Here is a 25897-nt window from a genome sequence, read left to right on the forward strand (position 1 = left end):
CCTCCGGCCTCCGGCTCCCGGCCCCGGCCTCCGGCCCCCGCCCTCGGCCTCCGGCCTCCGGCTCCCGGCTCCCGGCCCCGGCCTCCGGCCCCCGCCCTCGGCCTCCGGCCTCCGGCTCCCGGCCCCGGCCTCCGGCGGACCGACCCCGGCCTCCGGTTCCCAGCCCCCGGTTCCGGCGCCACGCCGCTCACGGGGCGAGCAGAGCTCTCCCAGGATCAGGTGCGGATCCGTCAGGGTCGCCGGGAGGAACGTCCTGTCGTACGCGGCGTCCCCGATCCCCGCCCGCGCCGACTCCTCGCCCTGCTCGCGCAGCGCACCGGGCTCCGGTGTCCCGCGCTGCGGGTGGCCCACCGTCCGCCAGAACGTCTGCCCTGCCCGTACGCGGTCGCCGCCCGCTCACCCTGCCCCTGCCCGGCGAGCGCAGCCGCCAGCAGGTCCAGCCCCAGCGCGATGCCGGAGGCGTCGCAGATCGCCCGCTTGCCGCGCAGCATCGACCGGGCGTGCCCGGCGACCTCCTCGGGCACCTGCTCGTACAGGCAGATCACCGCGAGCTGGTGGTCCGCGTAGGCGCGGGTCCAGTGCTCGCCCACCGCCACGCACTCCGCGCGCAGCGCCCCGGCCTCGGCCCGGGCCAACCGCGGGGCCCGGCTGCCCAGCGACCACAAGGGCGCCCAACAGGCGAGTTCGAACGCCCCCGCCTCCTGCTCCGTCGAGGCCGCCCGTGCCGCGAGCCGGCTCTTGCCGACGCCACCGGTACCGACCGCCGTGACCAGCCGGTGCCCGGCCAACCCCGCGACCAGCGCCGCCACTTACTCTGCCCACCCGACGAACGGGCCCCGCTCCGGCGGGATCCCAGTGTGCACACCGGCATTCTGCGCCGTCCCGGCGCACCCGGCAGACCGGTCCCCCCCCCGCCCGGCCGTGGGGCGTCCGCGCGGGACCGCCTCTCACAGCATCCGGACCTCGGCCTCGGGAAGCTTCGCCCACCAGTGGTGATAGCGGCTGTAGACGGCCTTCTCCCGGCCTTGGAGGAAGGCCGTCAGCGCGTGGGCCTCCGCTGCGAGACCCTCCCAGGCGGCAGCCGGCAGGGGGTGGAAGGCCGTGGCCTCGATGCCGTCCGCCGTGGGGCGCCACACACCCGCGACCTGGCCGTCCACCAGGAGCGTGGGGAGCACGTCCCCGTTGCGCCGGATCACGAGCGGGCGGTACGCCGGAGGTATCACCCGGCTGCGGTCCGCGTAGGCCAGCAGGATGCTGTCCCACATGGCCATCAGCCGGGGCGGGGCGGGCGTGTCGGCCGGGGGCCGCAGGGCGCCGGGGAGGTCGAACAGCGCGCCCCCGTCCGGCCCCTGGAGCTGCTCGACACGACCGTCCAGCGCGCGCAGCGCGGCGCGTACGGGTGCCCGCTGGAGCATGGCGAACTGCGCCACGTCCGCGACCGACGCGGGCCCGAACCCGGCCAGATAGCGCAGGATCAGCGCCTGCAGAGCCTGAGGGTCCCCCGCCCGGTCCGCGGCCACCTCCACGGCTCCGGTTCCTGTTCCTGTTCCGGCGGCGACGAAGGACGGCCGGAGCCCGAACGACCAGGTCGCTTCCGTCGGGGCGTGGTGCAGGGGCGCGTACCCCTTCAGCCCCCACCACGCCGCGTCCTTCTTCTCCGCCCCCAGCCGCTCCTCGGCCCATGCCTGCATTTCCGCCGAGGTCCGCGGCCGATCGGCGTAGGCCAGCAGTTCCGGAAGCAGCTCCGCGGCGTCCGCGGGCGTCAGCCCGGCGGCGGCGAAGCGGGCGCCGAGCCGGGAGGCGTAGAGCGTGGGCTGCATCGCCGAGCGGAAGACCGGGTAGTCCTCGGCGTGCACCGCGTGCAGGGTGATCCTCATCAGGGTCGCCTTGACCACCGACCGCCCGGTGAACGCCGCGTCGAGCTCGTCAGGCGCGAACCCCGCCAGCCGGTTCCACAGCGCGATGTACGGCGAGGCCGGGTGCTGCGCCTGGAGCGCGACCACGCGGCGCACCCCGTCGGGAGCGGCCAGCGGCTCGCGTTCCAGGAGGAGTTGGCGGCCGAGGGTGGCCCGGTTGAGTTCGCGCGCGGTGATCGTCACAGTCAAGGATTCTGCCCTGCCCCACGGGTGGGCCGCCCGCTCACGGCGGAGGCGCGAAGTCCTGCTCACTATGCTGAGGCCCGGTCGACCGTCGGGGGAGGGGCGATGAGCCACATCATGTTCGTGCTCCGGTACAGGAACGGCGAGCCGGAGCCCCTGGACCTGGGCCTGGTGCGGGAGGTCCTGGAGCCGTACGCCGTCGCCATCGGCCCGGACCTGCGGGACGGGGTGCTGATCCGGACCGCCGACGGCCACGAGGCGGAGGTGGACGTCAACGAGTTCTGCCTGGACGGTTCTTCGCCGTCCTGGCCGAGCTGGTGGACCGCCTCGGGGCGAGCGTGACCCTGATGGACCGGCCCGTGCTCCTGCGCGAGGAGGCGGACCGGGCCCACCTCCCGGAGGGGACGCAGCAGGACGCCGTGGTCGTCGCCATGACCGGACGGGCCGTCGAGCACCACGTCACCGGCAGCGGGCCGGTCCCTCGCTGACCGGAAGGCTACGCCGGGACGGTGGCGGCCAGGACGGCGTCGAGGAGTCCGGGGAAGCGGCTGCCAGGCCGCCTCGGTCTGTCGTGCGGGTCTGCCTATGCTGCCGTCATGGGTCTGGACCTCATGCTGTTCATGGTGGACTGGGAGTACCTCAGCGCCACCTCCGTCGAGAACCGGCTCCAAGTACTGGACGATGCGGCCTGGTCACCGGAGCTCGACGACGCGTACCTGGGAGGGGCGAGGGCCGGCGGCTGGCAGTGGCCCCCGGATCCGGGTTCTGCCAGGTGCGTCGAGTACGACTTCTCGACCACCACCGGCTCCTATCGCCCCCATGCCCGCGCCGGGGACGGATGGGACGACATGCGGCCCCTCGTCGACGCATCTGTGCGCGAGGCGATGGACACCTTCCTCACCGGTCTGATCTGGGACGCGGATCCCGCCGACGACCCCGCGCTGACCCGCGGCGGAGGCTTCTTCCCGGCGCCCGCGGACCGTTGGCGCCCCCATGTCCTCCTGGTGTGCCCGCCCGAAGCGCTACCCGCCAAGGCCCGCGCCTGGGCGCTGGTGCAGCCCCGCCTGGAGGAACTGCGCGAACCGTTCGCCGCCGAGTGCGAGGGCTGGGCAGGCCGCCCGGACACCTTCGAGGACTTCACCGCGCTGCTGCGTGAATGGGGCGACGTGACCACGGAGGCCGCGCGCCGCGGCTGGGGGCTGGTGGGCCTGCCGTAGCCGTAGCCGTAGCCGTAGCCGTAGCCGTAGCCGTAGCCGTCGGCGGCGAGTGGCAGGTGGCGCAGGCGGGGCGGAGTCCGTTGCGCCCGTGTCGCCTGCTGCGACTCCCGTGCGCCCCCGCGTGCTCCTACGGCGGAGCGAGCCGTTCCCGTACGGTTCCGGGCCATGAGCGCACACGCGATGGAACCGGCCAAGCCGACGGAAATCAGCTCCCGGACCTTGCCGTTCACCGACCAGTGGTCCCCGATGCTCGCGATACCCGCACCGGTCTGCCGCCTGGAGAACTTCCTGGGTGCGGAGCGCGCCGACGCCCTCCTGGAGTACGTCATCTCGCGGCGGGCCGACTTCAGCGCGGGCACCGTCCTGGACCCGCTCAGCGGGCAGGCATCGCACAAGGGCCGGGACTCCCTGGTCCTCCCCGTCACCAGCGAGGTGTTCAGCCGTCACCTCGCCGACTGCCTTCCCCTGGTCCAGGAGGTCCTCGGCCACCGGGCTTCGCTCACCCGGTCCCTGACGGTCCTCACGGCCCATGGCGAAGGCGGCCACTACGGCGTGCACACCGATGCGACACGGGTCCGGGACGTGAGCACGGCCGTGTCCGCCGTGTACTACCTCCACCGCAGGCCGCGGGGCTTCGGCGGCGGCCAGCTCCGCCTCTTCGACACGACCGTCCACGACGGCACGGTGCGGCCGGCGGACTCCTACCGCACGGTGGAGCCCGAGCACGACACCATCGTCTTCTTCCCGGCCGGCGCCTTCCACGAGGTCATTCCCTCCACCTGCCCCAGCGGGCAGTTCGCCGACCACCGGTTCACCCTGACGACATGGATCTCCGGTGAGGCAGCGGCGACGACCCCGTCGGACCAGCCCCGCATCTGGCAGTGGCTGGCCCGTGCTGCCGACCACACCCGCCCGGTGGACGGCTTCGCAGGCGACCACGACGGAGCCACCCCCGCTGTACTCCCGCCGGCCCACCCCGCGACCCGACTCGCCGTCCCGGGGACCGTACGGTGACCCGTACGGAAAGCGCGCCGTCAGCCGGTCAGTCCAGCGTGAGTTGCCAGTAGGCGGTCTCGCGGAAGCCGCCGGACGGAGGGTGGACCTCGACCGTGACCGGGGTCCCCTGCCCGCCCGGCCTGACCAGCACGGCGACGGTCCGCTTCTTGCCCTTGCCGAGGGGCGGCATGAGGGCGGCCGCCGCCGCGTCCTGGTCGAGCCAGGTCAGGTCGTAGTCGGACACGAAGTCGTCGAGGGGCTTGCCCGGACGTACGACGACGGGGGCGTCACCGATCGTGCTGACGCTGCTCCTCGACGACTCGCCGCCCGGCTTCAGGACCTCGTCGGTGCCGTTGTCGTAGGTGATGGTGAAGCGGTAGGTGCCCGAGGCCTCGCGCCGCGGACGGCTGACCGTGACCTCCAGGTCGTCGTTGTACCGGGCGGTGGTACCGGCGGCGAACGGATTCGCCACGCTGCCGGAGGTGCCGCCGTTGTCGAGCTGCCCGTCGCCCTCCAGCCCCTTCACGACCTCGGCCAGCGCCGCGGCTCCCAGCAGGACCACGACGGTGAGGACGAGCAGCGCCACCGCGCAGCCGTTGAACCGGCGGGGGCTTCCCGCAGCCGCGGCGTCAGGGGTCGAATCCGTATCCATGCACGTCACGATAGGGACGGCCCGGCCGCGGATCATGGGCGCACGTACTCAAAGACCGGGTGAGTAGCGCCGCACCCGATGCCCGGACCGCAGGGGCGTGACGGGACCACCGACGCAATCCCGGATGGTGGGGCCCTACTAGGTGATCGAGCGGCTCGGGGCGGGCGCCATGGGCGAGGTCTACCTCGCCCGCTCCCCGCACGCGCGAGGTTCCGCCGGGAGGTGATGGCTGCCCGGGCCGTCAGCGGGACGCGCACACCCGCCGTGGTCGATGCCGACCCCGACGCGGAACGCCCCTCGCCGGTCCACGTGCGCGGTGCCCCGCGGGCGGCCGCGAAGCGCCGGGCTCGCTCCGATAAGGTCCGCGATCATGGACGCTGCCGACCTGGACCGCCGCCACCGCACCTACGACGGATGGATTCCGCCCACCGTGGCCGCGCTGCTCCTGGAGCACGGCCACCGGGGCATCCTGCGCGCACAGGCCGGGGGAGGGGACTGGTTCTGCGCGGACCTCCTCGCACAGGCCGCGGCCGCCGCCGACCCCGATCCGGCGGGCCAGGAGGCGGCGCTCGCGCTGCTCGAACCGTTCGCCGCCACCGGGTGGATGCAGGCGGTCGGTACGGTCGCCGGGCTGCTCACCGCGTGGGATCGCGTGGACGAGGCGATCACCGTGCTCCGTCGGCCCGCCGACTCCGGAGACCGGCAGGCCGCCCGTCAACTGGCCCGCCTGCTCGCCCGACAGGACCGCATCGACGAACTCGTCGCCCTCCTGGGACCGCGCGCCGCCGACCAGGCGCTGGCCGAGAGCCTGGTGGAGCTCACCGCCGGCCGCGGCCGCGACGCGGAGATCGCAGCCCTGCTCCCTCCCGTCGGCGTCGGCCCGACGGACCCCTTCGGCCGGGGCCCTTGCGACGACTGGGACACCGTTCCCCTGCACGCCACCCTGCTGGAACGCCAGGGCCGCGTCGACGAGGCCGCCGGCCTGCTGCACCGTCACGTACATGTCGACGGCGTGATGTACGCCGACCACGCCGAGCAACTGGCCGGCCTCCTCGCCCGTCACGGACGCGAGGCCGAACTGCGGGCGTTCGCGGCGGCCGGAGGCGAGGAGTACGCGCTGATGGCCTTGGCGGACCACCTGGAGCAGCAGCAGCGGATCGACGAGGCCGCCGACGTCCTGCGTGCGGCCGACGCCCCGGGCAATCCCCATACCGCCCTTCACCTGGCGGAGCTCCTGACCCGCCACGGCCGCCGCGGCGAAGCCATCGAGGCCCTGCGCCCGGTCCCGCACACCATGGGCGGTGATCCGGAGTGGATCATCAGTCCGCTGTGCCGCCTGCTCGTCGACGAGGGCCGTTCCGATGAAGCCCTCGCCTACATCGACGACTTCTACGCCCGCCACGGAGGCTCGTCCGTCGAGCGGCTCCTTGAGCGGGCCGAGGTCCACGCCTACCGCGGGCATCCCGAACGGGCCGCCGCCGAACTGCGGAGCGCCGGACCCGTACCCCGGCACGTCATACGGCTCCTGTCGGAGTCCTTCCCGGACCGGGCCCACCTGTACGAGGCCAGCGGCCTCGGCCCAGGCCGCGACGACGCCGATGACGGGACGGTGAGGGGGGCCGTCGCGCACGCCGAGTTCCTCGTGCGCCAGGGCGAGCCGGAGCGGGCCGTCGCGTTCCTCCGGGACCGTCTGGACGGGCCGAAGGAACTGCGGAGGGCCCACCTGTGAGGACGTCGAGGGTTCCCGGACCAGGTCGGTGAAGACCGCGCGGTCCGGGCGTCGAGGGTCGGAGTGTCAGCCGTTCCGGATGCGGCGGGCCGCGTCCACGAGCTCGGCAGGGAGCGCCGGACCGGCGCATGCGTGATCGATCAGCAGGCCCCGATACGAGGCGTTCGGCAGATGCGGCGCCAGTTCGATGAGTTCGCTCAGGTCGGCGGGCGAGCCCGTCAGCCGCGCCCGGTAGGCGGCGCCGGCCGCGCGCAGGGTGAGATCAGCCGGCTCGTGCCCCAGCCCCTGATCGACCAGCCGGACCGCGGCGGTGAAGTCGCCCTGCTCGGCCCATACGTCGGCCAGGTCGAGGTACAGCGACCAGTTGGCCGGCTCCAGGAGCAGGGCGCGCTCGAACGCCGCCGCGCACTGGCCGGCATCACTCAGCTTGCGCCACGTGCCCGCCCGCACAACTTCCGTCAGCACGATGCGTTCAACGGAGTCCGCCTGGTCGCACAGGGCGAACGACTCGTCCGTGAGACCGCAGGCCCGCAACAAGATCGCCATCCTGGCCAGCGCCTCCGGCAGCGGCCGGCGGGCAGAGACCGCGTCGATGGCCCGGAACCAGGGCCGGAACCGTTCCCGCGTGCTCTCGGTGTCCAGCGCGTGGCCGTAGTCCATCGTCCGCATGGCCGCCTCGGCCAGCGCTTCGGCACTCACCGCACCGAGGAACCGTTCATCGCTGAACCAGGTGGCTTCGGCCCATGCGATCTCGGGTTGCGCGCCCGTGACCGAACCGATCGCGAGCGCCGCCGTGTCCATGTCGCCCTGGAGGAAACTGATGTACGACTGCGCCAGTACCTCCCGCAAGGAGTCGGCGCCTTGGAGGATCGCGGCCAGCTCCGACGGCCTGTCCTGCCACAACCGGGCAAGTACCGCATAGGGTTCGGGATCCTCGGGCGCCGAGGCGATGGCGCCCGCCAGATGGTGCACGGCTGCCGCCGCAGTGCGCCAGTACCCGCGCGAGACCCACTCCAGCTGCTACCGCCTGATTCGACATCGCCCGAGGATATCCGGGACCCGGGCCCGGCCCGCCCCGGCCCGGCTCTTGCCCCCGTCCCCAGCGCCTGCCCCCGCGGTCCGGTCGTCCGTCGGCCCGTCACCCTCGGCTCGTGGGACGGGATGCCGGGGACCTGCTCCGGCGGGAGACGGGCAGCACCCGGCTGCTGACCGTCTCCCGGCGGTGCCGGCGGTGCCGTCGGTGGGAGGCCGAGCTCAGTAGGCGTGTCCCGCATGGGCGAGCGCCTGCTTCAGCAGCACGCCGTGCCCGCCCGGCATCTCGTTCTGCACGGACGGGGAAGCCGCCTCCTGCGGACTGAGCCAGACCAGGTCCAGCGCGTCCTGCCGGGGGCGGCAGTCACCGGCCACCGGCACGATGTAGGCCAGGGACACCGCGTGCTGCCGCGGGTCGTGGTAGGAGGTGACGCCCGCTGTGGGGAAGTACTCGGCGACGGTGAAGGGCTGGAGGGAGGCGGGGACGCGCGGCAGGGCCACCGGGCCGAGGTCCTTCTCCAGGTGGCGCAGCAGCGCGTCACGGACCCGCTCGTGGTGCAGGACGCGACCGGACACGAGGGTCCGGCTGACCGTTCCGTCCGGTCCGATGCGCAGCAGCAGCCCGATGCTGGTGACTTCGCCGCTGTCGTCCACGCGTACGGGTACGGCCTCTACGTACAGGATCGGCATCCGGGCCCGGGCCGTTTCCAGCTCATCCGTGGTCAGCCAGCCGGGCGTGGTCTCGGTCGTGTCAGACATTGCGTGATCATACTTTCCGGGTGCGGCGGCCGCAGGGTCCACGGGCCAGTTCGGGTAAGGCGATTCGGTAACGCGATGTGGTGAAGCGATTCGGTAAGGCGATTCCTACCAGTCTCGCTCCACGGCACGGCCGAACTGCCTCCTCCGTCCGCAGACCGGTCGGCTTCGGGCACGCGCAGGACCCGTGTGGGTGACGCCGGGAATGCGGCGGGCCCGTCAGGCGGCGGTGTGGCACGACCGGATAGGACACCGACAAGAATCCGCGGCCGCTTCTGGTGAAGATCACCATCACCGGTTCGGGCTCGGCTCCCCGAGGATGTGAGCAGGGCCCATCCGGAGCGAGACCGGGGGCATCACCAGCCCCGCCTGATCGCCGCCCTGGAGGGCACGTTCGGCCTCGTCATGCCCGATGAGGCCACCGGCCTGCTGGAAACCGTCGACGACGTCCGCCGCTGCGTGGAACCGCTCACTGCTGCTGCGCGTACGATCCCCGCACCCGAAGGACCCCACGAGTGAGCCTCCGCGAGATCAAGCCCGGCAACCGCGGCTACCTCTACGTCAACAGCCATCCGACCGGCTGCGCAGCGGTGGTCGACCGCATGTGGCAGCAGACGCCCGAGCCCGCCGGTGACCGGCCCGGCCCGGTCGCACTCGTCATCGGCTCCAGCGCCGGCTACGGGCTGGCCGCGACCCTGGTCGGCCTGCGCGCCCACCGGATGCGCGGGCTCGGCATCGCCTTCGAGTCCGCCGAGACCGAGCGCCGCACCGCCGGCGCGGGCTGGTACCGCACCGCGCGGACCGCCGAACTCGCCGCCGGGGCCGGCGCCGACTTCACCTTCCTCAACGGCGACGCCTTCTCCGACGGCGTCAAGGACGAGGCCGCCGAGCAGCTCGCCGCCCGATTCGGCAAGATCGACCTGCTGATCTACAGCATCGCGGCCCCGCGTCGCACGGACCCGCTGACCGGCGAGGTCCACCGCTCCGTCATCAAGCCGCTCGGCGCCGACTACCGGGCCAAGACCCTCGTGTTCGAGGACGGAGTCCCGCAGACCGGCGAACTGCACCTGCAGGCCGCGGACGAGGCCGAGCGCGATGCGACCGTGCAGGTCATGGGCGGCGCCGACTGGCAGTTGTGGATCGACTTCCTGCAGTCCAGGGGCCTGCTCGCCGACGGCTTCCAGACCGTCGCCCTCTCCTACGTCGGCTCCGACATCACCGCCCCCATCTACCGGGCCGGAACCATCGGCGCCGCCAAGCAGCACCTGGAAGACACCGCCCGCGCCATCAGCACCCAGCTCAAGGGCACGGGCCACGCCCACACCGTCGTCGCGGGCGCTGCCGTCACCCAGGCCTCCACCGCCATCCCGAGCATCGCGCTCTACACCAGCATCCTCCACCGGGTCACCGGTGACGGCTGGCAGACCACGGTGGACCAGGCGACGGCCCTGTGGAACCAGCTCGCCGGTGACACCGCGCTCGACCTGGACGACCAGGACCGCATCCGGCTGGACGGGTGGGAGATGCACCCCGAGGTCCAGGCCGCCGTCCGCGCCGCATGGGACCGCATCGACTCCGACACCATGGCCGCCGACGCCGACACCAGCTGGTTCCGCGACCAGGTCGGCCGGCTCTACGGCTGGGACGTCCCCGGCGTCGACTACGAGCGCGAAGCCGAGACCACCGTCGCGTGGCCCGTCTCCCCGTCGTCTGAGGCCTGACGTCTGAGACCTGACGTCTGAGGTCTGAGGTCTGCGCGGGCGGGCGTCGGCTTGATAGGCAAGTGGAAGGTTGCCTATGATGGGGTCGTGGCCGACGACCTCTTCAAAGCCCTGGCCGACCCCACCCGCCGCACCATCCTCGACGAGCTCATGGACAGGTCCGGACAGACACTGTTCGAGATCTGCGCGCGGCTGAGCATGAAGCACCAGCTCGGCATCTCGCGCCAGGCGGTCTCCCAGCACCTCGCGGTACTGGAGGCCGCCGGACTCGTTGAGACCCGGCGGGAAGGCCGCTACAAGTTCCACGACCTGAACACGGCTCCACTGCGGCAGATCGCCGAGCGGTGGCCCGATCCCGCCCCATCCGGACCAGAGGAGACCACCCCATGAAGATCCACCTGACCAGCGTCTTCGTCGACGACCAGGCGAAGGCCCTGCACTTCTACACCGAGATCCTCGGCTTCGTGAAGAAGCACGACGTCCCGGTGGGGGAGAAGGACCGCTGGCTGACCGTCGTCTCGCCCGACGAGCCCGGCGGTACCGAACTCCTCCTGGAGCCCGCCGGCCACCCGGCCGTCAAGCCCTACCGCGACGCGCTCATCAAGGACGGGATTCCGCTTGCCCAGTTCGCCGTCGAGGACGTGGACGCGGAGTACGAGCGTCTGAGCGGCCTCGGGGTCCGCTTCACCCAGGAGCCCCTCGCCATGGGCCCCGTCACCACCGCCGTCTTCGACGACACCTGCGGCAACCTGATCCAGATCGCGACGAAGCCGCAGTAGGCCAGCCGACCCCGCCGCCGACCCCTCCGGCGCGGCGCCTCACCGCGCCCGCGTGCTACTGCTCGGCGCACCTGCGCGCGAGATGCACCGTGATGTCGGCGGTGATCTCGACGGTCTCGGGCAGGACCCGCCCGATCCGGCCGAACACCTGCTGCTGCTCGGAGACCGGCAGCACGAGGTAGGCCGAGACGGTCGAGAGATGGCCCAGGTAGTCGTGAGCACTCATCGTCAAGCGCCGTTCGATCACGCACTGGCGCACCCCGGTGAACAACCGGGGCCATCGGAGCAGCTCCGTACCCGGCCACTGCATGTCATGCCCCGGAGGCGTCCCGTCCGGGGACGGGACCTCGTCGCTGTCCAGGAACGGCGCCCGCGCCGTGCGAACGGCCTCCTCCACGGCGGGGTCGGCAAGCCGGACCGGCCCGCCGAAGGAGGCGAACACGCCACCCGGCTCCAGCAGCGCCGCCACCCGCGGCCACCGACCCTCCGGAACCGTCCAATGCAGTGCCGCTGCCGCATACACCAGGCCGTACCTCTCGCCCGGGCGCACGTCCTCGAAGGCTGCGCGCACCCTCCGCACGTCCGCCGGGACGTGCTTGCGCAGCTCGTCGATCATGGCCCGGTCGGGCTCGGTCGCGGTGACCGCGATCCCGTGGCGGGCGAACAGGCGGGTCGCCTTGCCCGTCCCGGCGCCGATCTCGAGGGCCGTCCGGACCGGACGGCCCGCGTACGCCGTCACCACGTCGAACAGCTCCACGGGATACCCCGGCCGGAACCGTTCGTACGCTTGTGCCCTCGCTCCGAAGCTGCGTGCACGCTCAGACATGCCGAGCATCCTGGCACGAGGGGCGGCGGTGGCACCCCGGCCGACGGTGACGACGAGGTCCGTCCGGTCCCTCGACGAACCACCGCGCGACTGATATCCGTGTGTCAGTGATCTTGCCGAGGGGCGATCACGCCACGCCCGGCACCGCCCGTCCCCACAACGGCACGCCTGCCGGCCGGCGGCGGAACGGCAACACCAGCGGCACATCGCAGATCATGTACGGGACAGGCCGGGGGAAGCGCGCCGCCGGGGAGCACGGCCCGGCCCTCGGGCGTTGGACCGTGAGAGGGAGCGATGTCGCGTGCACACTGCACACCCGAGTGATGAGGAGGACCCGATGAGCACGGCCGACGAGGGACGGCAGTGGCCGGACGAGGTCAGTGTCGACAACGCGAGGACGACGCTGCTGCAGCTCCTCGCGCGGGCGGGGGTCCCTTCAGGTGACGCGTGGCAACTGATCGGGCTCGTGGAGGCGGGTGCGCTGGCCCTCGCGCACGAGGAGCTGAGCAGCGGCGAGCGGAGCGCGCCGGGGGACAAGGGCGAGGCGTACGAGGCGGGCTGGCTCGACGGCGCCGGGGACCTGCTGGAGAAGCTCGGCGGGGTTGCCGAACGGACCCTGCGGGAAGTCGTGGGACCGGACGGGCAGTCCGGCCCGGCTGCGGAGCGTCCCCGGGCCGGGCGTATGGAGGTGCAGCGGGCACAGGTGGCGGTCACGCCCCTGTACCTTTCCTTCACCGTGGTCTCGGAGCTGGATCCGGAGGTGACCGAGGAGGTGCTGGCCGCCGTCCTCGGGACGATGAGCCCCCGGCAGCGGGCCAGGTACGCCGGGCGGCTGGCGGAGTTCGTAGCGACCCACCGGGCCCGGCTGGAGCGGCTCTTCGGGGCGTTCGGACCGGGCAGCGGCATCACGGTGCACGGCCGCTACTCGCTCGTCCACTCCGCCACCAGCATCGCCGTACTGGAGCGGCTCGTCACCGCCCCGCAGACCCTGCGGGAGGAGTGGGACGCCGCGGAGCTGCCGCCGGCATGGCTGGACGGGCTGACGGCGGCCTGGAACGCTCCGGCCTGACCGCCGCCTTCGGCTCCTGCCCGCGCACGCGGTGCGGCTGCCGCGGTCCGGTCCGTCCCCGCCGCCCCGCCGGCCCGGCTGCCTTCCTGCGGGTGAACTCCGGGCAACGAGCCCCCCGTCCGGGGCATGGCGGGACAACGCCGCGGGCAGCCAAGGCGGGCGGCGCCCGGAACGCGCCCGGCCGGCCGTGAACACGGCTGAGGAAGACCGAAGACGAACCCGCGAAGCCCGCTCCCACCCGGCCCTGAGCCTTCTGCGCCCTCGCGGAAGGCACGGCGCAGGCCGTCCTCGTCCGGGAACGGCCGGACGCCCCGGCACACCACCCCTACGACCGGAGGAACCCGATGACCACCGACCTCGACCTGGTGTTCGCCCGCGAGCCGCTTCCCGCACCCGCGTCCCGCGGGCCGTCCGTCTTCCTGGCCGGTCCCAGCCCGCGCGCCGCGAACCCCGTCCCGTCCTGGCGGCCCGCTGCCATCGCCGCGCTGGCCGAACGGTGGACCCGAGCAGAGCCCCTGACGGTCCTGAACCCCGAATCCCGCGACGGGTCCCGGCCCGCGCACTACGACGACCAGGTCGACTGGGAGATCCGCGCCCGCGAGGCTGCCACCGCGATCCTCTTCTGGATCCCCCGCGACGTGAAGACGCTGCCGGGCTTCACCACCAACGTGGAATTCGGCCTCGACGTCACCACGGGCAAGGCCGTGCTCGGCTGCCCGCCCGACTGCCCGAACCCCGAGCGGAACCGCTACCTGATCCACGTCGCCCGGCGCCACGGCGTACCGGTGCGGGACACCCTCGGCGACACGGTGGCCGCCGCGCTGAGCCTCATCACGGCAGCGAAGTAGCCGCCGGTCACCGGCCGTCCGGCGGATCAGGGAGCGGACGGCCGGAGCCGGGGGCGGCCGATATCGTCCGGCGTCCCCTGCCCGGGCACTGGTAGCGTCCCGGCGCATGGCGACGTCGAACACCCCCTTGTATGTGGCTGCCGATATCCACGGGCACCGGGCCGAGTTCCGTGAAGTGCTCCGTGATGCGGGGCTGGCCGACCGCGCGGGCCGGTGGACCGGGGCCGACGCCCGGCTGTGGCTGCTCGGCGACTACGTCGACCGCGGCCCCGACGGCCTCGGCGTCATCGAGGACGTCCGCAGGCTCACCGACGAGGCCGCGGCAGCCGGTGGCCGGGTCGGGGCCCTGCTGGGCAACCACGAGGTGCAACTGCTCGCCGCCCACCGCTTCGGCGCCGCGTCCGTCGAGGGGTGGGACGAGCCCGGGGGCTTCCGGGGCGGCTGGGCCCGCTTCGGCGGCTGCGAGGACGACCTGCGCAGGCTCGGACCGGAACACATCGCCTGGGTGCTCGCCCTGCCCGCGGTCGCCCGCGTGGACGAATACCTCCTCATCCACTCCGACACCGCGCGCTACGTCGAACTCGGACCGACCGTCGACGAGGTCAACGCCGCCGTGTCCGCTGCGCTGAACTCCACGGACACCGGTACCTGGCTCGACTTCTGCGAACGGATCAGCGACCGGGGGGCGTTCCGCGCAGCGGAGCCCGCGCACCCCGGTGATCCCGTATCGCTCATGCTGCGCACCTTCGGCGGCGACGTGCTCGTCCACGGTCACAGCACGCTGACGAAGCACTTCGGCGTAGCGCCCTCGGACGTCCACGAAGCCCTGCGGTACGCCGATGACCGGGTCGTCGCCGTCGACGGCGGGGTGTACGAGGGAGGCCGCATCCTGCTCTCCCGCCTCGACGCGGGCGGCGGCTCGCGCACAAGCGCGGAGCAGGACACGGTGGTTGCCCAGGTCAGTACGGGAGCCCAGCCGACGTAGGCCCGGCACTGGGTACCGAGGCGGCAAAGATGAGTACGGCGACTCAGGCTCCCGCGCCACCCGCCGTCGACGATGTGGACGACACCGTCGAGACCGGGAGACCTTCCATGCTCAGCCGCATCGCCGACATGCTGGTACCCGCGTTCGGGCGCCTGTCGGTGACCACCGACACCGGCACCACGCTCGAACCGGGCAGCATCCTCGCCGCGAACCACACCTCGCTCGCGGACCCGGCCGTCGTGCTCGCCGCCCTGCACCGCCTCGGCGTCGAGCCGGTCGTCATGGCGGCCGCCGGCCTGTGGCGGGTCCCGGTCCTCGGCCGCGCCCTCGCCCGCGGGGGCCACATCCCGGTGCACCGCGGGGACCGGCGGGCCGCGGCCGCGCTCGACGCCGCGGCAGAAGCCCTGGAACAGGGCAGGCTGGTCCTCATCTACGCCGAAGGCGGCCTACCGCTCCGCAAGGACGCAGCCGAGGCCGCCCCCGGCACCTTCCGCAGCGGACTCGCCCGCCTCGCCGAGCGCACCGGAGCTCCCGTCGTCCCCGTCGGACAGGCCGGCGCCCGCCGCATCACCTCCGGAAGCGTCGCCAAGCAGCTCGCGGGCGTGGCCACCGCACCGCTGCGCCGCCCGGACCTGCACGTGCACGTGGCGGCTCCGCTGCGGCTGACCGGCGACCACCAGGTGCGCACGACGAAGGCCCGGGCCGCGGTGACCGGTGCGTGGCGCACGGCGGCAGCCCGGCTGGGAGAGCCCGCCGCACTCGCCGCGTACGCCGCCGAGGCCTCCCATGGCCACAGCGAGCGCGTGGCGGCGTAGGGGGACACGGCGGCCGGGGCGGCGTAGGCTCGTGGCCAGGGCGCAGCGGCCGCCGGCCGGAGCCGTACGAGACCGCGGGAGGACCATGACCGCGCTCGGTGACGTGATCGAGATCGACGGCCGGACCCTCCTGGTCCTCGGGCAGGAACTGGACGTCGAGCACGGTCAGCCGGACGTCGCCAACGCCCTCGTGCACCGCGCCGGAAACACGCTCGTGCTCGTCGACACCGGCGTCACGGCGGCCTTCCGGGCGGCCCTGCGGGAGGCGGCCGACCGGGTCGGGCCCTGGTCGCGGGCGCTGGTACTGACCACGCACGGCCATCTCGACCACGTCGGCAACAACGACCTGGCCGACGAGCTCGGTGTGCCGGTCGAGCATTACGTCCCTGCCCTTGACCTCGACCAGATGCGGGACCCGAAGACGTACTGGGTGCGCTCCTTCGACCGCATCGCCGGATCGGCGCCGCTCGCCGCGCCGCCTGCAGTCGTGGCCGACAGCGTGGTGTCGCTCTTCCGGCCGATGCGGCCCTTCGGCGCGACGACCCGGACCTACGAGGAGCTACCGCTGGAGCGCATCCGGATCGGGCTGCTCCGATTCACTGGCTGGACCTTCGCCGACGGCGCGGTCCGCGTGCTGCGCAGCCAGGGGCACTGCGCCGGGCATGTGATCGTGCACCTGAGCGACTGCGGCGTCCTCCACCTGTCCGACGAGGGCAACGGACCCTGCGGTGCCATGGCCGACGCCGACCAGCTCAAGATCCAGACCGTGCTCGGCGCCGCCGCCGTCCTCTTGGAGGAGGGCGAAGCCGAGATCCTCACCGACGGGCACACCTTCGCCGTGCGCCGGGGCCCGGAGGCGGTGTCCTACCTGGACGGCCTGCTGGCCCAGGCCACTGCCCTGCAGGAGGCGGCGCTCAGGCTGACCGGGGCGGGCGGCCAGGTCCGGCCCGGCACGTTCACGACCCGCTACGCGGAAGCCATCGCCGAACTGGGGGTCGGCGGCGCGAACCCGAATGCGATGTTCACCGCCATGATGACGGTCAACCAGCTCCGCGAGCTCGGCCTGCGCCCGGAGTCCGACGCCGCCGACGCCCCTTGGTCCCGCCCGACGCTCCCGGGCGATCAGCGAGGAGCATGACGCGCGATTCGCCGGCCCGCCGTAGGCGGAGGTCAGCCGGTGTGACGAGGGTGCCCCTTGTCGAGGAGGTCGGGCCCTGTCCCGCTGAACGTGAGGGTGGTCTTCTCGGGCGGCATGGCGGTCCTGTTCGGGGTGGTCGGCGATCACTGCGTGGTGGCGTACTGCGTGCCGAGCATGATGGCGGGCTTCAGAGGCGTCGCCGCCCCTGATGTTCCGCTCTTTCGTGGCTGGGCGACGCGGTGGACGGAAGGGACTGGGCGGGTCAGGAGGAGTAGCGGGTGACCCTGATCAGCTTGCACTCGTACGTGTCGCCGCTCTTGGCGTCGCCCGCGACGGCGTAGCCGAACGCACCGGCGTGCTCGTCGGTGAACTTCTGGCCCGGGGCCAGGATCTCGGCGTGGGCGTAGAGGTCGGCCTTCTTCGCGCCGTTGACGAGGATCTCGCCCTCGGCGGAGTAGGTGTAGCGGCGGTCGCCGGAGTTCGTGAACTCCACCGAAGCCAGCAGCTCCTTGACGCCGTAGTCCTTGCTGATCACCTTGCAGTCGCCGAGCTTGGCGTCCTTGGTGATGTCCGGCTCGTCGCGCGCGCCCGGGGTGTCGGCGCTGCCGAACTGCGCGGAGTCGTAGCTCTGGTCCCGCTTCCTCGACACGTCGTCAGTGGCTTTGTCGACAAGGGCCGTGCAGCCGCAGACGAGCATCAGGCCGAGTGCCGTGGGGATGCCGCAGCCCAGGACGATCTTCCTGCCGTTGGAGGAGCCGGGATCGGGTGCAGGGCGATGCGGGGGTTGCTGAGCGTATCCAGACAAGATGGAGTGTCCTTGAACGGCCGGGTCCCCAGCTCATGCGTTGCGGCGCGATGCGGAGGGGCGGCTCATCATGACAGACGCGGTAGCAACTCGCACAGCCGCATTACAGGCGCGTGATCAAAGTTGAGACAAGGGCGGCATATGAAGATCACCATGAGCGGGAGCGGGGTCACCGTGGAGGACTTCCCCGGGTACGAGGGCCACAGCTTCATCGTCGGTTTTCCGGCCGGCGGTGTGAAACCGAACGGCTTCTACGTCAAGGCCCCCGACGAGCGACCCGTCACCGCGACCTGGCTACGCCGCCTCCCCCTGGACAGGCTGCTGCGCGTGGCGGCCGAAGCACGCGCCGCCGAGATGGCCGAGGCGGTCAACGTCGCCCCCGCGACCGAAGGGCGCCCCTACGGCGGCGGCAACGAACACCTCGGCAAGGTCGCCGAGGTCTACCGGTGGGCCACCGAACGCAACATCCCGCCGCGCCGCGCCATCGCCACCCGCTGGGCCCGCTCAGAAGCCACGGCGGGCCGCTGGATCGCCGAAGCCCGGAAGAAGGGCGTCCTCCCTCCGGCGGGGAGGTAGTTCGCAGGTGCGCTGCCGCCGGACGAGCCGCGCGGCGAGGGCGTGGCGGGGCTCGCGGATCCGTGCGCGTCGAAGAAACCCCGGCCGGAGGCGAATCCTTTCCGGACCTCCCCGACTCTTATCTGCGTAACCGGCCGAACGGGCCGGCAGATGAAGGAGGAAACGCGGATGATGGTCACTGGCCTGGTAGTGGTGGCAGCCCTGCTCGTGGGCGCGTGCAGCTGGCACCTGATGCGGCGCTACAAGGGCCGGAGCTGACCGGCGCCTGCGCGCGGGGAAGCCTCTCGGATATGAGCAGCACATGAAACAGCACTTTTCCTGGCCGGACGATCGGCTCATCAAGGCCGCTCAGGACGGCGACGCCACATCGCTCACCACCGTGGTCCTGCAATCGCAGCCCCATGTGCGCAAGTTCGCGCTCTCGCTGTGCGCCTCGCCGCAGGACGCGGAGGACGCGGCCCAGGAGGCGCTGATCATCCTCTACCGGAAGATCGGCACCTTGCGGGCGACCGGTGCGCTCGCCTCGTGGATGTTCCGGATCGTGCGCAACGAATGCCTCCGGCAGGTACGGGTGCTCGTCTCGCGCAGGGACGAGGCGTCGGCCGAAACGGAGGTGCCCGCGGACCGGTCCGCCGAGGAGACGGTGCTCCACAGGCTGGAGGTGGAACGGATCGCGGCTGCGGTCAGTGCGCTTCCCCGTGACCAGCGGCAGGTCCTGATCATGCGTGACATACAGGGCCTGCCGGGCAGGACCGTCGCCCAATCGCTCGGCCTGAGCGGCGCCGCGATGAAATCACGGCTGCACAGAGCGCGCGCGGCGCTGCGTGACGCCCTGGACGCGCCCGACCGGGCACCCGATCGAACCGTCGACCAAGGAACGGGAGGAGACGTACGACCGTGAACACGATGAAGCCTGCGCGAGGGGACAACTCCCGCGTCACCACACAGCCCGGGGCGCCGGGGAGCAACTTCGCCAGCAAGTCCGTGCCGCGCCACCTGGCGCGCGGCGCCATCGGCTTCGGGCTGATCATCGGCTCGATCGCCCTGGTGCCCGTCGCCGGCCCGGTCACCTTGCTGGCGGCACCGTTGGCCCTGATCGCCTTCCGCGGCTGCCCCACGTGCTGGATGGTGGGCCTGGCGCAGACCGTCTCCCGTGGCCGCCTGGAGCGCCAGTGTGCGGACGGAGTCTGCACCCTCACCACGGCGCGCCCGGCGTCCCGGTGACCGGCCGGGGCCGTGGGGCCGGCCTGGGTTGACGCGGTGGCCGTTTCGGCCGCCGGTGCCGCCACCGCCGGGCCGGCCCCTGCAACAGCAATGGCCGTGACGGCCGTCATCGCCAGGGCGGTCGCTGGCCCGCCCGAGCAGGTGCTGCATGCCGTCCGGGGTCCTGTCCTCGGCCCACTCGGCGAGGTCCAGCAGTTCTTGCGCGGCAGGTCCGACAGCAGTCCGCGTACCAACTGGCCCTCGAAGGCCTCCTGTCAGTGGGCAGGCTTTACGCTGTGACCTGCTGCCACCGCGTTATCTTCAGTCTTCACACACCGGTGATCAACGACGGCCGCACCCGTCTCCACAGCGCGTCAGGCTCGCGCAGCGTCTGTCCGCCGTCCTGTGTCTGGAGGACTTGTGCAACGTGGCGAGGTCTGGTGGGTCCAGTTCGACGAGCGGAGGCTGGTCGTACTGCTGTCGGGAGACGACGCCTCCGGGATCCGGGTGATGCAGGTCGTCGCTCCGGCGGGCGTCGACATCAGCGGTCTGGGCATCGAAGTGATGGTGGGCGCCGGTGAAGGCGTGCCGTTCGACGGCGTGCTGCGGATCGCGTTCCCGCGTCCAGGCTTCACCCCTTGCACGTGGCTGACCACTGTGTCACGGGACGACCTGATGGAGCGGGCGGCCGTCCTGTCCCCGGCGAAGCTCGGCGAGATCGACGATGCCCTCCGACTCGCTGAACAAGCGCAGGAGCAGACCCCGGCGACGACCGCGAAGCTCAGCGAGATGAGGGACGCCCTCCGTCTCGGCGAACTCGGGTAGAGGGAGAAGGGGCCGACGGCATGGGCGGTCCCGGCCAGATGGGATGTCCTGCCGGCCCGCTTCGTATGAGAGCCGGCGGTCCGGCGCCGGCAGCAGCTCCCGGTTCGGCGTGCCGGCCGCGTCCGTGGGCTGAGGACCCCCGTACCTCAGCCCACGGACGTGGCCGTGCCGCTCGTGGTGAACCACGCGAGCGGTCTTGCTGCGAAGGTCTGACGCCATGGCGGCGTCGTGACCCCCGTGCCATCTGCCCAACAGCTTCGGTGTTCAGCCAGCTAGACGATCAACGTCCAGCGGGTGAGCACCTCTTCATCTAGTGAACTAGATGGCTTGATGAAGATAAGTCCCCCCGCATGTGTTCTGTCAAGCGGCTGAGGGAGCGTCATATGCCGCCGTGGCGTGGGTCACTTTCTCCGAGGGCCGCTAGCCGGGTAGACGCACTTCGTTGCACTGTGTGGCGAGATCCATCTAGGTCAGTAGATAATGGGCGGTGGTTCAGCAGTGAAGTGCGAGTCCAGCAGTAGACGGGAGTACTGACGGTGAAGGGTGAGGGAACGCCCGCCGGTCGGCGAGACACCCTGGGTGACCGCCTCGGCTTCTTGATCGAGACGATCCATCCGGCGGGCCGCGGCCCGTACACGTACCAGGAGATCGCCGACGGTACGAAGAAGCTGCCCGGCCCCTCGGTCTCGCACGGCACGGTCCAGACCATCCGCCTGAACAACAACCCGAACCCCGGCATCGACTCGATCCGCGCGATCGCCAACTTCTTCGGCGTCACCGTCGGTTACCTCGCCGACGGCGAGAACGCCCAGGCGATCGAGCAGCGGATCGAAGAGCGGATCGCGCGGCTCCGCGAGGAGATGGGCAAAGCCGCAGCGGCCGACGAGTTCGCCCAGGTCCTCGAGGACGAGCAGGTCAAGGCAGCGGCCTTCCGCCTCAGCGGGCTGTCCGCCGGATCCATGCGGTCGGTCACCGGTCTGATCAAGCAGCTCCGAAAGGCCGAAGGGCTTCCGGATGTGAAGCCGCGCCGTGGCCGCCGCAAGGAATCGTGAGACGCGAAACCAGCCACGTGACCCGCGTAAACGAGGCTGATTCGGTCGGTCGATACGCGCTTTCAAGCCGCCCGCGGTGCTTCCGGATAGTCTCTGGTCGATCAGGGTTTCGAAGTGGGCGCACGGTGTGGAGCAGTGGAGCTGCGCGCCGGGAGAGCTGACGGCGGGGAAGGTGACCATGCGGTGGTGGAAGCGCGCCGATGCGGAGTGCGCCGCCGTTGCAGACCAACTCGCCATCCCCCGGCCGTTCGACCTTGAGGCCTTCTGCGAAGGCATAGCCGAGCAGCGCGGCCGCCCGCTGATCCTGCTGCCTCTCGACGGTCCTCCCGACCCGGCCCTGCCGTGCGGGATCTGGCTCGGCCTGGAAGTCGCCGACCTCGTCTTCTACGACGCGGTCGCAGCCGAGATCCTCAAGGTGCAGATCGTGCTCCACGAGATATCCCACATGCTGCTCGGCCACGTCGCCCCCGAGCTCGACATGCCGGAACAGCCGTCGGACCACGAGATCGCCCGCGCCTCCGAGCACTTCCAGCGCCTGCTCACGCGCACCCAGACGGCCGTCTCGGGTCTCGACCGCCCCGATCTTCCCGTCGCCGCGATCATCCGTGCCGAGGCGTCCCGGATCAGGAGCGTGGCCCGCGCGACCGAATCCATAGACGAGGAACTCGGCCTCGACATCGACCGCTTCGCACAGCTCATGGGGCGGAGCAAGTTCGCGAGCCCGCAGGAGCGGCAGGCGGAGACCCTGGCCACGCTCATCCACGAGCGAGCCGGCCGCTACACGACGCAATCGACCTCCAGCGAGGCCGAGGAGCGTCTGGCACGCCTTCATGACGCCCTCGGGCACCCCGTTCGAAACACCTGGTCGTGAAGTGAAACACCTTGAGATATCCGTCCTGATCATGCTCTGGGCGGTGACGGTCTGGCGTGTCCCCTCAGCCGTCCGCACCGTGAAGCAGCGAGCCCTGTGGACGGCGTTCGCCGCCCTCACCCTCTCCATGACGCTCCGTCTACCCGGCGTGATGCACGCCCTGGACGACTGGGCGGGGGTCAACAACCTGTCCACGCTGATCAAGCACTGGCTCGGCATGATCGCGGCCGGCGCGGTCGTCGACTTCGTCGTCGCCATCGCCCGGCCCGAGACCGGCCGCCGGCTGCGACCCCGTCACTGCATCGCCCTGACCGCGATGACCGCCATGGGAGTGCTCTTCTTCCTGCTCGTCCCGCGGCCCCATGAAGTGACCGACTTCTTCGAGGAGAACGCGGGCAAGGGCTGGGCCACGGTCTACTACCTCTTCTTCGTCGTCTACCTCGGCATCGCCATGGCCATCGCCACCCGGCTCTTCTGGGGCAGCGCGCAGCATGCCAGTGCCCGGTGGCTGCGGACCGGCGTACGCCTCATGGGCATCGGAACCGCCGTCGGCGTCCTCTACACCCTGCTCCGGGCCGGGTACATGACGAGTCGCCTCGCAGGCCTCACGGACAGCACCAGCGGCACCGCGGTCGACAACGCCACCGACGCCCTGAAGTACACGGCGATCGGCTTCATCCTCGTCGGAAGCAGCATCCCCGCGTTCGGCGTGGCCTGGCGCACCATCCAGGACGGCCGCCAGCACCGCCGGCTGCAGCCGCTCTGGCAGGACCTGACGGCCGTCACCCCCGACATCGTCCTCAAGGCCGGAGTCCTGCGCAGCCCGCGCCTGCGGCTGTACCGGAGGGTGATCGAGATCCGCGACGCAGCCCTGGCCCTCGACGCCTACGCCACCGACGAGGTCCGCGAGCGTGCACAGGCCGCCGCGGCGCAGGCAGGGTTCGACCCGGCGAAGAGTCCGGCGGCCGAAGCGCTCTGGATGCGAGCGGCCCGCGAGAACAGGGCCCGCGGCGCCCTGCCCGTCGGCAGCAACCAGGAGCCCGGTACCGTCGGAATCGAAGACCTCGACTTCACCGCCGAGGTGTCCCGGCTCATCGAACTCGCCCGGATCTACCATTCCCCCGTGGCCGACGCGTTCCTCGCCACGACCAGCCAGGAGGCCACGGCGTGACCGACACGCTCACCCAGCCCGCCGAGTCCCGGGCCGCCCGCCTGATCACCGACGGGCTCGATCCCAAGACCTGGATCATCGCCGACACCGTCCTCGTCGGCTGGCACGCCGGACGCTTCGCCGGGATCGGCTGGGGACTCCTCGGCTGCCTGTTCAGCGCGGTCATACCCCTGGCCTTCATCAAGTACGGCATCCGCCGCGGCCGCTGGGCCGACCGGCACGTCGGCCAGCGGCAGCAGCGCATCATCGTGATGATCTTCATCATCGCCTCGGTCGCCACCGGCATCACCCTGCTGTGGGCCCTCGACGCTCCCCAGATCATGATCGCGCTGATCGCGGCCATGCTGACCACCCTCGCGGCGCTCCTCGCCGTGACCCCGGCATGGAAGATCAGCGTCCACGCAGCCGTGTCCTCCGGAAGCGTCGCCATGCTCGCGCTGGCCTACGGGCCCTGGCTGCTGCTCTCCTACTCCCTGGTCGCCGTCGTCGGCTGGTCCCGGGTGGAGCTGAAGGACCACACCCTCGCCCAGGTCCTGGCCGGCACCGCCGTGGGCGCGGCCGTCGCGGCCACCACCTTCGCTCTCCTCCGGTAGCCCCGCCCGCGGCGTCCTCGCATCACTCCTGCGGGGTGTCCGGGGCTGCGGCTTCCAGCTCCGCGATGCTCCCCGACATGATCGTCCGCACGTGCTCGGTGATGTGCTCCACGGGCCAGTCCCACCAGGCCACCGCCAGCAGCCGGGCGACGTCCCGGGCGTCGTAACGGGTGCGGATGAGGCGGGCCGGATTGCCTCCGACGATGCCGTAGTCGGGCACGTCGCCCGTGACCACGGCACCCGAGCCGATGATCGCGCCGTGCCCGATCCGTACGCCGGGCAGGACCGTCGTGCCGTGGCCGAACCAGACGTCGTTGCCGACCACGGTGTCCCCGCGGTTCGGCAGACCGGTGAGCAGGTCGAAGTGCTCGGACCACGACCCGCCCATGGTGGGGAAGGGGAAGGTCGAGGGACCGTCCATCCGGTGGTTGGCGCCGTTCATGAGGAACCGCACTCCCGTGCCCAGCGCGCAGAACCTGCCGATGACGAGCTTCTCCGGCCCGTAGTGATAGAGCACATTGCGCGTCTCGAACGCGGTGGCATCGTCCGGGTCGTCGTAGTAGGAGTACTCCCCGACCTCGATGAGCGGGGATTTCACCAGAGGCCTCAGCAGCACCACCCGCGGCTGCCCGGGCATGGGATGGAGGACCGTCGGGTCCGCAGGTAGGGGCATGGCGAGCGGCTCCTCGGCGTGGGCGTGGCAGTGACCGTTCCATGATCGTGCCGCCGGGCCGTCAAGGACACCGAATTGTGCCCTCACTGGCAGAAGGTCTCCTTCGCCACCGCCGCACCCTTGGTCCAGCCGTCCGAGAACGCCTTGTTCGCCGAGGCCGGGGGCCTGGCGTCGCAGTTGTCGGCCACGGCGTCCCAGCCTGCGGTGAGCCCCGCCTTGTAGGTGGTGCCCGGGGTGGTGGGGGCCTTCGTACCGCCGGCGCACGGGGTGGTGCTGCCGCCCTGTGTCACCGCGTACCTGTCGTCTGCCTTGCTCCCAATCCGGAAGGCCCCGCCGTCGGGGACCTCGAAGGTCGTCGTGGCGGCGCCCGGCGAGGACAACAGGGCCGTCCCCGTCGTGAAGCCTTCGCCCGAGAGGCTGACCCGCCCCGTCGAGTCCGGGGCGGAAACGGTGCAGGTGGCGGCAGGCGCTACAAGGGGCTGCGCCGTCGCTGTCGGCGCCGCGGCGAGCGCCGAGACACCGAGCGCGATCAGAGCGGCGGTGGTGCGCGGGAGTCGGTGCATGGTGCTCCTCCTCGTCAGGGTCCCTGAGGCGCACGACCGGGCACTGTGTCGCCTGCCCGCGCGTCGACGCGCCGCAGTCACTTCATGCTCCCCTGAGGGGTTGGGCGTGTCGACCGGACGGGTGAAGCAGCCCGCACGCCGTGCGGGGCGTACCGGCTGATCAGAGGTCCAAGATGACGGCGTAGGCGAGGAAGAACAAGGCGCAGACCAGGGCCAGCAGGCAGATGAGGACGAGGGGCCCCATTCCCCAGCCGCGGGTGAGGGGACGGTACGGGCCGGCCCCCGAACCGGTACTCGATTCACCGGCAGGCGTCTCACCCGGAGGGACACCGCGACGCGCCTGCGCCCCCGCAGCAGCTCGCCGGTCTGGTTCCGGTACAGGTACGGATACGGCCATGGTGTTCTGCCTCCTCAACCCACCCCGTCACACGCTGGGCCACCGGGTTTCACATGCGCTTCCACACGCGCCCGGAGGCCGGGACGCCAGGCGCCTACCCGACGTCGGTCCGTCCACGCCTGCATGCGGCGGGACGGTGCGGGGCTCTCCGAGCTCGCCGTTCGGAAAGCCGCCCCCGGTGCCCAGATTTCCTTTGAATCGGGGGTTTAGTCCGGTTCTGAATACCGCCCTGAAAGGGGTACGGGTGGTCACACAGCGTGGGATTCCGGGCCTGTGGCGGTGAGGCGCCCCACAGGACCCACGTCACATACGAAGCGGGACCGTAGTCCCCGGAGGTCCCGTCCGGGGTCCTCCGCAGCCGCTGTGAGCTGCACGGATGCCCCTGGCCGCGGCGGGGGGCCGTGGGGCCCCGTCTGCGAGGGCCTGTAGTAGGAGGCGTCGTTGCCAGGGGGTCGGGGCGTCTGTAGAACTGGATGAGTCGCAGGGCGGCCCGGGTACTTCACCGG

The 25897-nt window shown here is 71.8% G+C and carries 32 protein-coding genes; 22 read left to right on the forward strand and 10 right to left on the reverse strand.

Translation table 11 applies throughout. From position 1 onward, the window contains the following. Nucleotides 1-230: 230 nt before the first annotated feature. Both IO30_RS47935 and IO30_RS0127570 read right to left on the reverse strand, forming a co-directional pair. Nucleotides 231-809 (reverse strand): hypothetical protein, encoded by a 579-nt coding sequence (locus IO30_RS47935; RefSeq protein WP_031147253.1) that lies wholly within the window; start codon nucleotides 807-809, stop codon nucleotides 231-233. 138 nt (nucleotides 810-947) lie between these two features. Further along, complete coding sequence (locus IO30_RS0127570; RefSeq protein WP_031147255.1) at nucleotides 948-2099, reverse strand: winged helix DNA-binding domain-containing protein; 1152 nt, start codon at nucleotides 2097-2099, stop codon at nucleotides 948-950. 105 nt (nucleotides 2100-2204) lie between these two features. Between IO30_RS0127570 and IO30_RS43855 the strand changes: the two genes are divergently transcribed. The 4 genes from IO30_RS43855 to IO30_RS42205 all read left to right on the forward strand — a co-directional run bounded on the left by IO30_RS43855 (nucleotide 2205) and on the right by IO30_RS42205 (nucleotide 4330). Further along, on the forward strand, nucleotides 2205-2441 hold the full coding sequence (locus IO30_RS43855) for a hypothetical protein (protein ID WP_031147256.1): 237 nt from the start codon (nucleotides 2205-2207) through the stop codon (nucleotides 2439-2441). A 5-nt stretch (nucleotides 2442-2446) separates the two neighbouring features. Next, nucleotides 2447-2587 (forward strand): hypothetical protein, encoded by a 141-nt coding sequence (locus tag IO30_RS45605; RefSeq protein WP_157853382.1) that lies wholly within the window; start codon nucleotides 2447-2449, stop codon nucleotides 2585-2587. A gap of 108 nt (nucleotides 2588-2695) precedes the next feature. Continuing rightward, nucleotides 2696-3316, forward strand: a complete 621-nt coding sequence (locus IO30_RS0127585; RefSeq protein ID WP_031147258.1) for a hypothetical protein — start codon at nucleotides 2696-2698, stop codon at nucleotides 3314-3316. Between the two features lie 165 nt (nucleotides 3317-3481). Continuing rightward, nucleotides 3482-4330 (forward strand): 2OG-Fe(II) oxygenase, encoded by an 849-nt coding sequence (locus tag IO30_RS42205; RefSeq protein WP_078904837.1) that lies wholly within the window; start codon nucleotides 3482-3484, stop codon nucleotides 4328-4330. Between the two features lie 28 nt (nucleotides 4331-4358). Here the strand turns inward: IO30_RS42205 and IO30_RS0127595 are convergent, their stop codons facing one another. Beyond that, on the reverse strand, nucleotides 4359-4964 hold the full coding sequence (locus IO30_RS0127595; RefSeq protein WP_078904838.1) for a hypothetical protein: 606 nt from the start codon (nucleotides 4962-4964) through the stop codon (nucleotides 4359-4361). Nucleotides 4965-5334: 370 nt separating this feature from the next. Between IO30_RS0127595 and IO30_RS45610 the strand changes: the two genes are divergently transcribed. Further along, nucleotides 5335-6693, forward strand: a complete 1359-nt coding sequence (locus tag IO30_RS45610) for a tetratricopeptide repeat protein (protein ID WP_051902629.1) — start codon at nucleotides 5335-5337, stop codon at nucleotides 6691-6693. Nucleotides 6694-6759: 66 nt separating this feature from the next. Here the strand turns inward: IO30_RS45610 and IO30_RS0127605 are convergent, their stop codons facing one another. Together IO30_RS0127605 and IO30_RS0127610 are read right to left on the reverse strand one after the other, a co-directional pair. After that, complete coding sequence (locus IO30_RS0127605; protein WP_031147267.1) at nucleotides 6760-7665, reverse strand: tetratricopeptide repeat protein; 906 nt, start codon at nucleotides 7663-7665, stop codon at nucleotides 6760-6762. 282 nt (nucleotides 7666-7947) lie between these two features. After that, on the reverse strand, nucleotides 7948-8484 hold the full coding sequence (locus IO30_RS0127610) for an NUDIX hydrolase family protein (RefSeq protein ID WP_031147269.1): 537 nt from the start codon (nucleotides 8482-8484) through the stop codon (nucleotides 7948-7950). A 318-nt stretch (nucleotides 8485-8802) separates the two neighbouring features. Between IO30_RS0127610 and IO30_RS45615 the strand changes: the two genes are divergently transcribed. The 4 genes from IO30_RS45615 (at nucleotide 8803) to IO30_RS0127630 (ending at nucleotide 10981) form a co-directional block, all read left to right on the forward strand. Continuing rightward, nucleotides 8803-9000: a hypothetical protein gene (locus tag IO30_RS45615; RefSeq protein WP_157853383.1), complete on the forward strand. Its 198-nt coding sequence runs from the start codon at nucleotides 8803-8805 to the stop codon at nucleotides 8998-9000. Continuing rightward, nucleotides 8997-10202 (forward strand): enoyl-[acyl-carrier-protein] reductase FabV, encoded by a 1206-nt coding sequence (gene fabV / locus IO30_RS0127620; RefSeq protein ID WP_031147273.1) that lies wholly within the window; start codon nucleotides 8997-8999, stop codon nucleotides 10200-10202. Before IO30_RS45615 ends, fabV begins: the two co-directional genes overlap by 4 nt. Before the next feature lie 87 nt (nucleotides 10203-10289). Then, complete coding sequence (locus IO30_RS0127625; RefSeq protein WP_031147275.1) at nucleotides 10290-10592, forward strand: ArsR/SmtB family transcription factor; 303 nt, start codon at nucleotides 10290-10292, stop codon at nucleotides 10590-10592. Beyond that, complete coding sequence (locus IO30_RS0127630) at nucleotides 10589-10981, forward strand: VOC family protein (protein WP_031147278.1); 393 nt, start codon at nucleotides 10589-10591, stop codon at nucleotides 10979-10981. The genes IO30_RS0127625 and IO30_RS0127630 overlap by 4 nt, the downstream gene beginning before the upstream one ends. A gap of 55 nt (nucleotides 10982-11036) precedes the next feature. On the opposite strand, the gene IO30_RS0127635 is transcribed toward IO30_RS0127630, so the two are convergent. Continuing rightward, nucleotides 11037-11807, reverse strand: coding sequence for a class I SAM-dependent methyltransferase (locus IO30_RS0127635; RefSeq protein ID WP_031147280.1), 771 nt, complete (start codon nucleotides 11805-11807; stop codon nucleotides 11037-11039). Nucleotides 11808-12144: 337 nt separating this feature from the next. Here IO30_RS0127635 and IO30_RS0127640 point away from each other — a divergent pair, with 337 nt between their 5' ends. The 5 genes from IO30_RS0127640 (at nucleotide 12145) to IO30_RS0127660 (ending at nucleotide 16662) form a co-directional block, all read left to right on the forward strand. Beyond that, on the forward strand, nucleotides 12145-12876 hold the full coding sequence (locus tag IO30_RS0127640; RefSeq protein WP_031147282.1) for a hypothetical protein: 732 nt from the start codon (nucleotides 12145-12147) through the stop codon (nucleotides 12874-12876). A gap of 344 nt (nucleotides 12877-13220) precedes the next feature. Next, nucleotides 13221-13724, forward strand: coding sequence for a nucleoside 2-deoxyribosyltransferase domain-containing protein (locus tag IO30_RS0127645; protein WP_031147284.1), 504 nt, complete (start codon nucleotides 13221-13223; stop codon nucleotides 13722-13724). Nucleotides 13725-13830: 106 nt separating this feature from the next. Then, nucleotides 13831-14709 carry a metallophosphoesterase gene (locus IO30_RS0127650; protein WP_078904839.1) on the forward strand — a complete coding sequence of 293 codons (879 nt, stop codon included), beginning with the start codon at nucleotides 13831-13833 and terminating at the stop codon, nucleotides 14707-14709. A 107-nt stretch (nucleotides 14710-14816) separates the two neighbouring features. Then, a complete protein-coding gene (locus tag IO30_RS0127655; protein ID WP_051902630.1) occupies nucleotides 14817-15524 on the forward strand; it encodes a lysophospholipid acyltransferase family protein in 708 nt (235 codons plus the stop codon). A gap of 85 nt (nucleotides 15525-15609) precedes the next feature. Next, nucleotides 15610-16662 carry an MBL fold metallo-hydrolase gene (locus tag IO30_RS0127660; protein ID WP_031147289.1) on the forward strand — a complete coding sequence of 351 codons (1053 nt, stop codon included), beginning with the start codon at nucleotides 15610-15612 and terminating at the stop codon, nucleotides 16660-16662. A gap of 262 nt (nucleotides 16663-16924) precedes the next feature. Here IO30_RS0127660 and IO30_RS0127670 read toward each other — a convergent pair whose 3' ends face one another. Continuing rightward, nucleotides 16925-17467 carry a hypothetical protein gene (locus IO30_RS0127670; RefSeq protein WP_157853384.1) on the reverse strand — a complete coding sequence of 181 codons (543 nt, stop codon included), beginning with the start codon at nucleotides 17465-17467 and terminating at the stop codon, nucleotides 16925-16927. A gap of 141 nt (nucleotides 17468-17608) precedes the next feature. Between IO30_RS0127670 and IO30_RS0127675 the strand changes: the two genes are divergently transcribed. The 8 genes from IO30_RS0127675 to IO30_RS0127720 all read left to right on the forward strand — a co-directional run bounded on the left by IO30_RS0127675 (nucleotide 17609) and on the right by IO30_RS0127720 (nucleotide 23758). After that, nucleotides 17609-18043, forward strand: coding sequence for a hypothetical protein (locus IO30_RS0127675; protein WP_031147296.1), 435 nt, complete (start codon nucleotides 17609-17611; stop codon nucleotides 18041-18043). Between the two features lie 301 nt (nucleotides 18044-18344). Next, nucleotides 18345-18944 carry an RNA polymerase sigma factor gene (locus IO30_RS40920; protein ID WP_031147298.1) on the forward strand — a complete coding sequence of 200 codons (600 nt, stop codon included), beginning with the start codon at nucleotides 18345-18347 and terminating at the stop codon, nucleotides 18942-18944. Between the two features lie 5 nt (nucleotides 18945-18949). Beyond that, nucleotides 18950-19267: a hypothetical protein gene (locus IO30_RS0127690; protein WP_031147300.1), complete on the forward strand. Its 318-nt coding sequence runs from the start codon at nucleotides 18950-18952 to the stop codon at nucleotides 19265-19267. Between the two features lie 399 nt (nucleotides 19268-19666). Further along, entirely contained in the window at nucleotides 19667-20071 is a 405-nt protein-coding gene (locus IO30_RS0127700) for an mRNA interferase PemK (protein ID WP_031147303.1), read from the forward strand. A gap of 596 nt (nucleotides 20072-20667) precedes the next feature. Further along, the gene (locus tag IO30_RS0127705; RefSeq protein ID WP_157853386.1) at nucleotides 20668-21123 is read left to right on the forward strand and encodes an XRE family transcriptional regulator; all 456 of its coding nucleotides are present in this window, start codon (nucleotides 20668-20670) and stop codon (nucleotides 21121-21123) included. 178 nt (nucleotides 21124-21301) lie between these two features. Next, nucleotides 21302-21994: a hypothetical protein gene (locus IO30_RS0127710; RefSeq protein ID WP_031147307.1), complete on the forward strand. Its 693-nt coding sequence runs from the start codon at nucleotides 21302-21304 to the stop codon at nucleotides 21992-21994. Nucleotides 21995-22025: 31 nt separating this feature from the next. Then, nucleotides 22026-23165, forward strand: coding sequence for an MAB_1171c family putative transporter (locus IO30_RS0127715; RefSeq protein WP_031147309.1), 1140 nt, complete (start codon nucleotides 22026-22028; stop codon nucleotides 23163-23165). Next, a complete protein-coding gene (locus IO30_RS0127720) occupies nucleotides 23162-23758 on the forward strand; it encodes a hypothetical protein (protein WP_031147311.1) in 597 nt (198 codons plus the stop codon). The genes IO30_RS0127715 and IO30_RS0127720 overlap by 4 nt, the downstream gene beginning before the upstream one ends. Nucleotides 23759-23780: 22 nt before the next feature. Here the strand turns inward: IO30_RS0127720 and IO30_RS0127725 are convergent, their stop codons facing one another. The 3 genes from IO30_RS0127725 to IO30_RS47175 form a co-directional block, all read right to left on the reverse strand. Beyond that, the gene (locus IO30_RS0127725) at nucleotides 23781-24431 is read right to left on the reverse strand and encodes a CatB-related O-acetyltransferase (RefSeq protein WP_031147314.1); all 651 of its coding nucleotides are present in this window, start codon (nucleotides 24429-24431) and stop codon (nucleotides 23781-23783) included. Between the two features lie 83 nt (nucleotides 24432-24514). After that, nucleotides 24515-24994, reverse strand: a complete 480-nt coding sequence (locus tag IO30_RS0127730) for a hypothetical protein (protein ID WP_031147316.1) — start codon at nucleotides 24992-24994, stop codon at nucleotides 24515-24517. Between the two features lie 160 nt (nucleotides 24995-25154). Then, on the reverse strand, nucleotides 25155-25391 hold the full coding sequence (locus IO30_RS47175; protein WP_051859669.1) for a DUF6480 family protein: 237 nt from the start codon (nucleotides 25389-25391) through the stop codon (nucleotides 25155-25157). Nucleotides 25392-25897 lie beyond the last annotated feature (506 nt).

The organism is Streptomyces xanthophaeus, from assembly GCF_000725805.1.
GTDB lineage: Bacteria > Actinomycetota > Actinomycetes > Streptomycetales > Streptomycetaceae > Streptomyces > Streptomyces xanthophaeus.